The 11,868-nt window shown below is 40.7% G+C and carries 8 protein-coding genes, 1 other RNA gene and 1 pseudogene; 6 read left to right on the top strand and 4 right to left on the bottom strand.

Features of this window, described 5'->3' with window-relative positions; all coding sequences use genetic code 11:
* Positions 1-3 precede the first annotated feature (3 nt).
* Positions 4-168: a pleiotropic regulatory protein RsmS gene (rsmS, locus tag Xets_RS09110; protein WP_099132506.1), complete on the top strand. Its 165-nt coding sequence runs from the start codon at positions 4-6 to the stop codon at positions 166-168.
* Between the two features lie 32 nt (positions 169-200).
* On the opposite strand, the gene mscK is transcribed toward rsmS, so the two are convergent.
* The 3 genes and pseudogenes from mscK to acrR form a co-directional block, all read right to left on the bottom strand.
* The gene (mscK, locus tag Xets_RS09115) at positions 201-3,593 is read right to left on the bottom strand and encodes a mechanosensitive channel MscK (protein ID WP_187651481.1); all 3,393 of its coding nucleotides are present in this window, start codon (positions 3,591-3,593) and stop codon (positions 201-203) included.
* An 8-nt stretch (positions 3,594-3,601) separates the two neighbouring features.
* Positions 3,602-3,816, bottom strand: a pseudogene (locus tag Xets_RS09120) (DsrE family protein); the annotation flags it as partial.
* Positions 3,813-4,463: a multidrug efflux transporter transcriptional repressor AcrR gene (acrR, locus tag Xets_RS09125; RefSeq protein WP_187651483.1), complete on the bottom strand. Its 651-nt coding sequence runs from the start codon at positions 4,461-4,463 to the stop codon at positions 3,813-3,815. The pseudogene Xets_RS09120 and the gene acrR, both read right to left, overlap by 4 nt.
* A 142-nt stretch (positions 4,464-4,605) precedes the next feature.
* Between acrR and Xets_RS09130 the strand changes: the two genes are divergently transcribed.
* The 4 genes from Xets_RS09130 (at position 4,606) to Xets_RS09145 (ending at position 10,228) form a co-directional block, all read left to right on the top strand.
* Positions 4,606-5,805, top strand: a complete 1,200-nt coding sequence (locus tag Xets_RS09130; RefSeq protein ID WP_099132503.1) for an efflux RND transporter periplasmic adaptor subunit — start codon at positions 4,606-4,608, stop codon at positions 5,803-5,805.
* A 14-nt stretch (positions 5,806-5,819) separates the two neighbouring features.
* The gene (locus Xets_RS09135) at positions 5,820-8,969 is read left to right on the top strand and encodes an efflux RND transporter permease subunit (RefSeq protein ID WP_099132502.1); all 3,150 of its coding nucleotides are present in this window, start codon (positions 5,820-5,822) and stop codon (positions 8,967-8,969) included.
* A gap of 638 nt (positions 8,970-9,607) precedes the next feature.
* Entirely contained in the window at positions 9,608-9,976 is a 369-nt protein-coding gene (gene tomB / locus Xets_RS09140; RefSeq protein WP_099132501.1) for an Hha toxicity modulator TomB, read from the top strand.
* A gap of 48 nt (positions 9,977-10,024) precedes the next feature.
* The gene (locus Xets_RS09145; RefSeq protein ID WP_047766794.1) at positions 10,025-10,228 is read left to right on the top strand and encodes an HHA domain-containing protein; all 204 of its coding nucleotides are present in this window, start codon (positions 10,025-10,027) and stop codon (positions 10,226-10,228) included.
* Positions 10,229-10,317: 89 nt separating this feature from the next.
* On the opposite strand, the gene ffs is transcribed toward Xets_RS09145, so the two are convergent.
* Positions 10,318-10,414, bottom strand: an RNA gene (gene ffs / locus Xets_RS09150) — signal recognition particle sRNA small type.
* 543 nt (positions 10,415-10,957) lie between these two features.
* Here ffs and tesB point away from each other — a divergent pair.
* Complete coding sequence (gene tesB / locus Xets_RS09155) at positions 10,958-11,812, top strand: acyl-CoA thioesterase II (protein WP_099132500.1); 855 nt, start codon at positions 10,958-10,960, stop codon at positions 11,810-11,812.
* Positions 11,813-11,868: the final 56 nt, after the last annotated feature.

Consider the following 11,868-nt stretch of genomic DNA (forward strand, 5'->3'; position numbering starts at 1 on the left):
GCTATGGCTCTGGAACAAGCACCACCTGAAGTACAACTCGCAGTAGATCTTATTTATCTGCTTGAATGTAACGAAATTTCTCCTGCTATCGCGCTGGCAGCACTAGAAATCGTTAAACACGATTTTCAGGGGAAATTGAAAAAGCAGCCCCGGCAATCTGAGGAATAAACCCAACGAATGCTTACTCCTCATTTATCTGGTTATTGGCTCCCATCATTCAATGGCTTCTGTACTTCTTGCAAACTATCACCCTGCCCATTGTGTAAGTAAACTTCCAGCTGATTAAATGCAATATTGATGTCGTTTTCCCGACATAATTTATCAATACTGCGGTTAACTTCGTCTACAGTACGGCTACGATCCCCCAATTCTCGGACATAAAGCCGCAATTCATGATCCAGTGTACTGGCGCCAAAATTCATAAAGTAGACTTGCGGCCCTGGCTCACTCATTACACGGGCGTTTTCGCTTGCCGCTTTTAACAAAACCTCTTTGACCTTATCAAGATCAGAGCCGTATGCGACGCCAACCTTAATAATAATCCGCGTAATGGTATCGGAAAGTGTCCAGTTTATCAGACGCTCCGTCACAAATGCCCGGTTAGGGATAATCACTTCTTTGCGGTCAAAATCTGTAATTGTCGTCGCACGAATACGGATTTTACTGACAGAACCGGAATAAGTTCCTATCGTTACTGTATCGCCAATCCGGACGGGACGTTCGAACAAAATAATCAAACCCGAAACAAAGTTAGCGAAAATTTCCTGTAAACCAAAACCTAAACCGACCGAAAGTGCCGCCGCTAACCATTGTAATTTATTCCACGAAACACCCAATGTTCCTAATGCTGTAATTCCGCCAATGCCAATGATTAGGTAAGTCAGTGTCGTTTTAATGGCATACGACGAACCTTGTTGCAACTGCAAGCGGGATAACACCAACACTTCCAGCAAACCTGGCAAGTTTCTCATCATGACCCAAGAAATAACCAACATTGCTACTGAAAGTACCAAATCTTTCAAAGTCACGTGATTCAGGACATTGCCCAGTTCTGTTGTAGTGCTGTATTGCCACAAGTTGATCCCATCAAGATAAGAAAATACCGTCACCAGATCAGACCAAATCCAATAAAATGCACCTAAAAAGATCAAAAACAGCACCATAGTAGTTAAACGCAATGATTGCTGATTAATGCGATCTAAAGCCATTGGCGGTTCTTCCGTCACTTCGCCTTCTGCCCCTTCTTTCGTGAGGGACTGACGACGAGCGACAGCACGTCGATAGGCAATGCTGCGCGCCGCAATTCCCAATCCCCGCAAACAGACTTGATAACTGATATGCCAGAGAAACAGTAAATACAAACTATAGAGCCAACGTTCTGCCAGACGTAAAGTTGTATAGAAATAACCCGATATCATCAACACCATCAGAACCAACGGAGCAAAAGTTAATACCGTCACTACGATGGTACGGATCATATGTGAGCTTTTTTCACGCCATACATAACGGCAGAATGGAAAAACAAATAGAAAAACAAAGAACAGGCAGATCAATACTGTACATTGTCCAATAACATCATCAGACAGCCGTAAAGGATATTTAGCCCCCAATGTTATCCAGAACAAAATGGGTAATAGTGTCATCGACAGGCGAACAAGATTTTTACGGAATAAGTGACAAACAGCACTGTCCAGAGAAAAATGCTGTTCTCCAATCCCACCTTTCACCAGGATCTGGTAACTGCAACTATACATAATCCAAAAAAGCGCCAACTGACGGGAGAATCCCCAAATCAAATCCCCAAAATCATCACCTGATTTCGAATACCAATAACCTATCGCCAACACGATAAAAGCGAGTGGCAATGTTTTTATTAATGTCAGTATCAGTGCCAATGGGGTATGTAGTTGACTGTCACGGCGAAACTGCCCCACTTCGCCCGCTATTTTTTTCAACTGTTCGTTAATGCCTTTGGTTTGCCAGCGTAAAAACAGGCCGACTAACACAAGAGGAATAACGAAATGGATAGAGTTTTTCAGCCCCGTAATCAGTCCATTAAACGTTAAACTAATATCCAAATGACTCAGTTCTTCTTGAATTAGTTCAGGCAAGGATTTCAACCACGCCACGTTCATTGGCTTGTTACTGTTAACCCAAAAGATTTGCTGGACAAGGGTTTGTTCCAGTGATTCAGAGACATCCAACAACTGCTGCTGATCCATTTGCAAGTTAATGGCATAAGTAATTTGATTTCCCAACTGATTATTGAGCTGCTCTAAAAGCTCACAATGAACTTCCAGGATCTGCTTGATAGCATTATGGATTTCATCCACCATTTCATTGGATACATTTTTAATTTGATTACGATTATTACTCAATAAATTACTGAAATAGTCATTCCCTTGACAGAGTCGATCTCGCTCCTGAGTAATTTCAAATTGCTCCAGGCGCAAGTCTGCTATTTTCGTTGGTAAATCTTTTGTCAACACATCCTGTGGTATTTTCAACTGTTCCTGAAACAGAATGCGTGATAACAATAAGCTGCCACGTAACACCTTAATTTGCTCTTTAAGATTACGCTCTGATTGGATGGTCCGCTCCAGAAAGTTCTTAACGCGAATACTTTTCTGCGCCAGTTGGTTATTATCACGTGTTGCTGCAATTAACCGTTTACTCAATTCACGATTATGTTCAATCTCTGCCTGAACTAATGAGTTATCTTGAATATGTAAATTTTTACCATCCTTAGTTTGCGCTTCTTTCGCGGTTTCTTCAGAAAGAACCAAGCGCTTTCCACTCATCACATTTTGAATAAACTGAACATGACGTTCCAACTGCTCAATTTGGAGAATCGTGTAATCCCGTTGCCGCTGTAAAAGTGCTTGTAACTGAGTATTCGCCTGTAGAGATTCTCTTTGATACTCATTTTGCTGAGTCAGAAAAAGTTGTTCTACCTGCAATAACTCTATCTGGGTAAAACTCGATTCTGACTGCTCAGTCAATACATTATTGAGTTGGTTGCGAATTTGCTGCAATCTCTGCATGTTACGGAATAGCACATTCTGCACGCGTTCTGGTTGAGTTTGCAGCCCAATCAACTGACTATTGTAGCTGGCAAGATTTTCCTGTGCCCGCTGCAAGTTATACCATGTACTATTCAGTTTCGATTCGAGCTGCTTTAAAGACTGTGTTTCCAGAGTTTGTTTATATGCATCCTGCTGATCGTTATTTTTCAAATTCTCTAGTTCAGTCGTAACCTGATGTGATTTTTGTGGCACATTTTGCACATTTTTCCTAAGTAGATCGAAATCCAGTTTCAGTTGATCTATTTTGTCAAAGAAAGAGAGCGCCTTTTCCAAATCAGCTATCGATACCTTTTCTTCAACTGTGTGCTCCTTACGTTCCGTCAGAATCTTAAGCTGATTTTGAATATTATTACGGGTTGGAACATCGCTGCCGGCAGCCGCATTGACCGAAAAAAAGAAAGGTGACAGGAGAAAAAACAGTATTGTGGAGAAACGTATCGCAGAGAATTTGTTACACAAACTCCCCTTATTGGGTAAAACACCCAAATATCGGTTAACTGAAACCATGAACTCATCTACTCATCATTTGCCACGCTATCAACCAATGCCAGTTCACTCATTCTCCTGGCATCAGTGCAGGTTTTGCACAATTTAACTTCGACACCTTGTGCCGTCAAAATTTCCAGCATTTGTTTTAAATTATAGTCTTCTTTAGACGTTTGCCCGGCCAAACCAGCAACTGTAGCTTAGACATCAAGAACAATTTCAGTTCGCTGCGGGCTTCCTTCAAGATTCGTTTTCTTCAATGTTCCGCAAATGGTGGCTGTATTTAAGTGTATCAATGAAACTATCCACCAAATAAGCAGATTGCTCTTGAATATTAAAACTGTCCGGTGAGAATGACCAATTCTCAAATATCCCAGTCATCAATGCTCTCAACATGATGGCAGAACGTTTGAAATCAAGATTATAGGGTAGCTCTCCAGATTGAATACAAGCAAATAACATTTTTTCAATTTTCTTGTAATCGGAAATACACATTTCCCTAATATCCTCTACTAATGGAGACATTTCTCCAACGAATTCACATTTATGGAAAAAAATTTCCATTAATTGCCGAACCTGAGAATCATCAATCATCATTTTTAACATGGAAATTAATAAATATCTCAACGCAATAAGTGGATTATCAGGATATTTTGATTGATACTCTTTCTCTAGTTCGTCTATTTTATGCTCTGGCATTCTACAAACAACAGAAAGTAGATCTGTTTTATTTTTAAAGTGCCAGTAAATTGCTCCGCGCGTTACACCAGCGGCAGTTGCGATATCGGATAGCGAGGTAGCAGAAACTCCACGCTCAGAAAAGGTCTTTATCGCAGCATCTATGATTTGCTGACGAGTTTGATTTGCTTGCTGTTTAGTTTTTCGTGCCATTTTAGTGCCATAAACTTTGTTTTTGACGGAGGCTGATTTACATACATTCATGTATGTTTGTACTATAGCACCCATTAACCAACGAAGTAATGATTTCACTTGTTAGATTAGCGAATCAACATTGAAAAATTGAGGTTTACTTATGCGAAAGAACAGGGGAGTTTTGCCTCTGGCCACATTACTGGTAATTTCAGGCAGTTTCATTCTTTCAGGATGTAATGACAATAAAAATACACAGCAAGGGGCTGCTGGCCAGCATGTTCCTGAAGTTGGTATCGTAACGCTGAAGGCAGAACCTCTAACGGTCATCACAGAATTACCAGGCCGTACATCGGCTTATCGTGTTGCCGAGGTTCGTCCTCAAGTCGGCGGCATCATACTAAAACGTAACTATAAAGAAGGAAGTGATGTGGTTGCTGGTGAGTCGTTATACCAAATAGATCCCGCAACTTATCAAGCAGAATACAGTAAAGCCAAAGCAAGCTTAGCCAGAGCGCAAGCCAATGAGAATGTTTCCCACTTAACCGTTGAACGTTATCAATCCTTGCTAGGCACACAATACGTGAGTAAGCAGGAATTTGATAAAGCAAATTCAGAATATGCTCAGGCAAAAGCAGATGTCCAGTCCTCTCAGGCTGCGTTGGAAAATGCCAGAATCAACCTGGCATACACCAAGGTAACCTCCCCTATTTCTGGGCGGGCGGGTAAATCCACCGTCACAGAAGGAGCGCTGGTTTCTGCGGGTCAGCCAACAGCCCTAACGATTGTTCAGCAATTAGATCCTATCTATGTTGATATCACTCAATCAAGTGACGACTATCTGCGACTCAAAAATGAAATTGCAAAAGGAACCGTTCAGAAAGAGAACAAAAAAACCAAAATCCGCCTAATAACTGACACTGGGCAAGAATACAGTCAAGAAGGTTACCTTGAATTTTCTGACGTGACGGTTGACGAAACAACAAGCTCTATCACTATGCGTGCTGTATTTCCAAACCCGAATGAAGAATTACTGCCAGGTATGTTTGTTCGCACCAAGTTAGAAGAAGGTGTGCGCAAAAATGCGATTTTGGTTCCTCAGCAAGCTGTTACCAGAACACCTCGCGGTCAAGCAACCACACTGATTGTAGATAAAGATAACAAAGTAGAATTACGCAATATCAACGCTACTCAGGCAATTGGTAACAAGTGGTTGGTGACAGAAGGTCTGAAAGCTGGAGATAGAGTAATCGTCACAGGGTTGCAGAAAATAGCGCCGGGAATAACGGTCAAGCCAACGGAAACAGATTTGAATGCTAATCCTACGGCTAATCAAGCTGAGTCTGCAAAAAAGCCTCAATAAGGAGTCGGTGATTCATGCCTAAGTTTTTTATCGAACGGCCAATTTTTGCATGGGTAATAGCGATTATCACTATGCTATCTGGCTTGTTGGCAATCATGAAATTACCCGTGGAGCAATATCCTGCTATTGCGCCACCTACTATTTCCATTTCAGCAAGTTACCCAGGAGCTGACGCGACAACAGTACAAAATACTGTAACACAGGTTATTGAACAGAATATGAATGGTATCGATAACCTAGTGTATATGTCTTCCCACAGCGATTCTGCGGGAAGCATGAATATCATGCTGACCTTTGAAGCAGACACAGATCCAGACATCGCGCAAGTTCAGGTTCAAAATAAACTGCAACTTGTCATGCCACTATTACCTCAAGAAGTTCAGCAACAAGGTGTTAGTGTTGATAAAACCACCAGTTCATTTTTGATGGTGGCTGGTTTCATCTCTCAAGATGGTTCCATGACTCAAGATGACATCGCTGACTATATCGGAAGTAGTGTCAAAGATGCATTGAGCCGTGTTGCTGGCGTGGGTGAAACACAGCTCTTTGGCACGCAGTATGCCATGCGTATTTGGCTCAATCCTGACAAACTGCTCAACTATAAGATCACCACTCAGGATGTTATTAGTGCAATCAGGGCTCAGAATAATCAGGTTGCTGCCGGACAATTAGGAGGGACACCACCGGTTCCAGGTCAGCGTTTGAATGCTTCGATCATCGCACAAACTCGCCTGAATTCGGCAGAAGAATTTGGCAATATTTTGCTGCGCATGAACCCCGACGGTTCACAAATTCGTTTGCATGATGTCGCTACCATTCAATTAGGCGCGGAAAATTACAGTATCATTGGTCGCTTCAATGGCAAACCGGCAGCAGGAATTGGTATCAAACTGGCAACTGATGCTAACGCCTTAAATACTTCCAAAGCCGTTAAAGAAGCACTGGCTGAAATGCAACCTTTCTTCCCACATGGGTTGACTATTGTCTATCCGTATGACACCACGCCATTCGTTAAAATTTCTATTTTCGAAGTGGTGAAAACATTGGCAGAAGCCATTCTGTTAGTGTTTATCGTCATGTACCTGTTCCTGCAAAACTTCCGAGCTACCTTTATCCCAACGATTGCGGTTCCGGTTGTACTACTTGGTACATTTGCCATTCTTGCTGCGTTTGGCTATTCCATCAATACATTGACCATGTTCGCTATGGTACTTGCCATAGGCCTGCTCGTGGATGATGCCATTGTGGTAGTGGAAAACGTCGAACGAATCATGCAGGAAGAGGGGCTATCACCGAAAGAAGCCACCAAAAAATCAATGGGGCAGATTCAAGGCGCTCTGGTCGGTATCGCGCTGGTGCTGTCCGCTGTATTTGTACCAATGGCATTCTTCGGAGGTTCAACAGGAGCGATTTACCGCCAATTTTCAATCACGATCGTTTCAGCAATGATATTGTCTGTGCTGGTGGCATTAATCCTGACTCCGGCATTGTGTGCAACGATGCTTAAGCCTGTTGCCAAAGGTGACCATGGAACTCACACCGGATTCTTTGGTTGGTTTAACCATCTGTTTGAAAAGAGCACACATCATTATACTGATAGTATCGGCCGGATGTTACGTGGTACAGGGCGTTATTTGGTGATCTATGTCATGTTGATCGCTGGCATGGCTTGGATATTTAAAAGTCTGCCATCCTCCTTCTTGCCAGAAGAAGATCAGGGGGTTTTACTAGCAATGGTCCAATTACCACCTGGCTCAACTCAGGAACAGACACAAAAAGTACTGAATGAGATCAATGACTACTTCTATACCAAAGAGAAAGACGTTGTTAAATCTGTATTTACAGTTAATGGCTTTGGTTTTAGTGGTCAAGGGCAAAATACAGGTCTGGCATTTATTAGCTTAAAAGATTGGGAACTGCGCAAGGATTCGAAAGATAAGGTTCCGGCCATTGTTGCTCGAGCAAATGCGAATTTTGCTCAAATCAAGGAAGGACTTATCTTTGCGTTCAATATTCCTTCAATTGTAGAGTTGGGTTCTGCCAGCGGATTTGACTTCCAGTTGATTGATAAAGGAAATCTGGGGCATGCAGCACTGACAGAAGCACGTAACCAATTGCTTGGTATGGTTGCACAACACCCAGATATTCTGACGAGTGTCCGCCCCAATGGGCAAAATGACACACAACAATATCGCGTTTATATCGATAAGGAAAAAGCAGAAGCCTTGGCTGTATCCACGACAAATATCAACTCAACCCTGAGCACGATGTTTGGCGGTGTTTACGTCAATGATTTTATCGACCGCGGTCGAGTCAAAAAAGTCTATATTCAAGCTGATGCTCCTTACCGCATGTTACCAAGCGATATCAGCCAGTTGTATGTTCGTAACTATCATGGAGAAATGGTGCCGTTTTCTGCGTTCATAGATGCATCGAAAGAACCTTGGATTTATGGTTCACCACGTCTGGAACGCTACAACGGTCTTCCTTCCATGGAAATTGTGGGAGAAGCAGCGCCTGGCCAAAGTACTGGTGACGCAATGGCTCTTATGGAGCAACTGGCATCACAATTACCGCCAGGAATTGGCTATGACTGGACCGGAATGTCTTATCAAGAACGTCTATCCGGTAATCAGGCTCCTGCTCTGTATGCGCTGTCATTGATTGTCGTATTCCTTTGCCTGGCAGCATTATATGAAAGCTGGTCTGTTCCGTTCTCGGTCATGTTAGTCGTCCCTCTGGGGGTTATCGGTGCATTACTGGCAACATCAATACGTGGGCTGGATAACGACGTTTACTTTAAGGTTGGCTTACTGACTACCATCGGGTTGTCTGCGAAAAACGCCATCCTTATCGTCGAGTTCGCCAAGGATTTGATAGAAAAAGAAGGCAAGGGATTAATAGAAGCAACTCTTGAAGCAGCCAGAATGCGCTTACGCCCAATCCTAATGACTTCTTTAGCCTTTATGCTTGGCGTTATGCCTCTGGTATTGAGCAATGGCGCAGGTTCAGGTGCACAAAATGCCGTAGGAACGGGAGTATTGGGTGGAATGATCGCAGCTACATCGTTAGCAATTTATTTCGTCCCTGTATTTTTCGTTGTCATTAAGCGGCGGTTTACGAAAAAAAATGAGGAGCTTGAACACATTTCAACCTCTCACTAAATTCAGCTATGTTAAAAAGGCCACTTATGTGGCCTTTTTAACGGGCAAAAACTCCTTCGAACAGCAAATTACAGGATGACAATATCTGCGTTAAAATTCATTCATAGTCTAATTAAAATAAATACTTATGAATGAAAAAGTAGGTTTAAAAGACAACATCTTCTGTTTTTTATAATAAATAGAAGATAAGTTGGTAACTCTCCTTGTTTTTCTCTTGATTACACCTTTAATGGTAAAAAGTGTTCCATCTCGATGGTGACATATGTAATAATGACGCCATATTGATTTTGAAAGTCTCAATACAATCGCCTATAATGATTGCTGTGCTATTGCTACAGCATCTACTGTATTAGTATAATTTAATATATTTCACAGCATATGTGGATATGACTATCCTTCATAGTAGACTGTTAGTGCTTGCCAGAAACGGGGCTTTGCCAGAATTTAGTGTTTTTGTCATAACTAAACGTAAATGAGCTATTGTTAAAAAAACTAGTTGGCAGATAGGTAAAATAGAGCATTAACATTAATAAATAATAATCATGTTTTGATAGGCTCTATTCTAAAAGAATGACTATAATAATTAGCATGTATAAGCCTTAGTTCAAATAAGCTGTACATCGTTTACGGAGGTGATTATGGATGAATATTCACCAAGAAGACATGATATTGCTGAATTAAAATACTTATGCGAGAATTTAATTCATGAGGCTTTTTCCGTCCTGAATCGCACTGATAATCATTGGATTCACGACCTAACCTCCGAGAAAAGTTTAAAACTAAACGAATTGATTGAACACATTGCAGCTTTTGTTTGGAGCTTTAAAATTAAATACTCAGACAACCACACTCTGAGCACCTTAATTGATGACTATCTAGATGAAACATATAATTTATTTGGAAGTGATAAGATAAGCTTTTTTGAACTTACAAAATGGCAAAAAACAAACGAACACTTAACTAACGTTCTGTTACATGATTTGAACGCTTCTCTAAGTAAAATCTGATAAATATATTCCTAACTATTTTTTTATACCAAATAAGATAAGGCGATTATGACTAAAACTGACTATCTGATGCGTTTAAGAAAATGCACTTCTATTGAAACACTGGAACGTGTAATTGAAAAAAATAAATACGAGCTTTCGGAAGATGAACTTGAATTGTTCTACTCCGCGGCTGATCACCGTTTGGCTGAACTTACCATGAATAAACTCTATGATAAAATCCCATCATCTGTTTGGAAATTTGTCCGCTAAGCTGTAATGTTCAGATAGAAAGTGACTTGAGCCGGTAGCTATTATCGGCTGACAGTATAATCTTATGATAAGTTTGGAATTGGTGAGGGCTCTACCAGCTACATCCCGGCACACACACCCCTTGCTATGGCTGCTTCTTTCCAGACCTGACCAAGTTAACAAGTTAGCGTTGCGGGAGAACCAACAGAGCCCCCATTGATGTTAGCTTCAAATTTCGAAGCGGTGGTCATTATCTTCCAAACATTATGAAATAGCAAGGCAACTTCATTTGAATGCTGATTTATTACTCATAACGTTGTAAAAAACATCAAAAATTTAATAATTTTACTTAACAGAATACCTTTAGCATTTTTTTCAAGCTATAACTCACAGTAGACGAACAGTAAACAGGTGCAACAATAGATATATTTAATAACACTAATGAATCATTGCCATGTCATATAAAAACCACATAATTTCACAACTTCAACCTAAGTTAAATAACAATTTCCCTACCCTTAGCATTTAAAATAAAAACAATCATACAAATCAAAAGATAAAACTACAAAACAATACATTCGCATTATTTGATAAGCATTGATGAAATTAACAGTGATAATTCACATCTAAAATAAAAACTCAAGGATAATTTCATTTACAACTTAATCCATTTATTTTCAAATAAATAAAAGTTTATTATCCATATCTTTCATTTATGCTTTTCAAATGCTCTAAAAGTAAAGGCATGTTATGAGTCAAGCATTACAAAACTTAATTAACTTGATACATTTAGAAAAAATAGAAAAAGGAATTTACCGAGGACAAAGTGAAGACTTAGGATTTCCTCAAGTTTTCGGTGGGCAAGTAATAGGCCAAGCGCTATATGCAGCAAAACAAACCGTCGCGGATGATAGAATGATCCACTCCTTTCATAGCTATTTTCTACGTCCAGGTGATAGCCATAAACCCATTGTTTATGATATTGAAGTATTGCGTGATGGAAAAAGTTTCAGTGCCCGCCGCGTCAGCGCAATACAAAATGGTCATCCTATCTTCTACATGACAGCGTCCTTTCAAGGACATGAAGAAAGTTTTGAACATCAAAATACTATGCCTCTAGTCCCTTCTCCCGAAGAGTTAGATTCCCAAGAAGAAATTGTAAAAAAAATGGCTAACTCACTCCCGACAAAATTAAAAACAGTTTTTGCCACACCACCCTTGGAGATGAAATTCGTTCCTCTTCAAAATATACCTAATCATTCATCCCAAGTCCCTGTACGTTATGTTTGGTTCCGTAGCAACGGAAAAATGCCAGAAGATCCATTCATTCATCATTGTTTGCTGGGTTATGCATCAGATTTCAATTTTCTGCCTACGGCACTACAGCCCCATGGCGTAAAATTTATGGCGGAAAATATGCAAATAGCCACGATTGATCACTCAATGTGGTATCACCGTCCTTTCAATATGGATGATTGGTTACTTTATTCAATCGAAAGCCCATCAGCATCAGGAGCGCGTGGTTTCGTCCGGGGGCATATCTATAACCGTGCAGGCGTGCTTATCGCTTCTGCGGTTCAGGAGGGAGTAATTCGTAAGCTATGATGAATTAAATCAATAATAACCGTATGCCGTAATCAACTTTTCTGTTACTACGGCAT

This window comes from Xenorhabdus sp. TS4 (assembly GCF_014467265.1).
Classification (GTDB): Bacteria; Pseudomonadota; Gammaproteobacteria; order Enterobacterales; family Enterobacteriaceae; genus Xenorhabdus; species Xenorhabdus ehlersii.

Bases quoted from the DNA above. Each gene is read 5' to 3' on its own strand.
- tomB (WP_099132501.1), top strand. From the start codon at position 9,608: ATGGATGAATATTCACCAAGAAGACATGATATTGCTGAATTAAAATAC.
- acrR (WP_187651483.1), bottom strand. From the start codon at position 4,463: ATGGCACGAAAAACTAAACAGCAAGCAAATCAAACTCGTCAGCAAATC.
- mscK (WP_187651481.1), bottom strand. From the start codon at position 3,593: ATGGTTTCAGTTAACCGATATTTGGGTGTTTTACCCAATAAGGGGAGT.
- Xets_RS09135 (WP_099132502.1), top strand. From the start codon at position 5,820: ATGCCTAAGTTTTTTATCGAACGGCCAATTTTTGCATGGGTAATAGCG.
- Xets_RS09145 (WP_047766794.1), top strand. From the start codon at position 10,025: ATGACTAAAACTGACTATCTGATGCGTTTAAGAAAATGCACTTCTATT.
- tesB (WP_099132500.1), top strand. From the start codon at position 10,958: ATGAGTCAAGCATTACAAAACTTAATTAACTTGATACATTTAGAAAAA.
- Xets_RS09130 (WP_099132503.1), top strand. From the start codon at position 4,606: ATGCGAAAGAACAGGGGAGTTTTGCCTCTGGCCACATTACTGGTAATT.
- rsmS (WP_099132506.1), top strand. From the start codon at position 4: ATGGCTCTGGAACAAGCACCACCTGAAGTACAACTCGCAGTAGATCTT.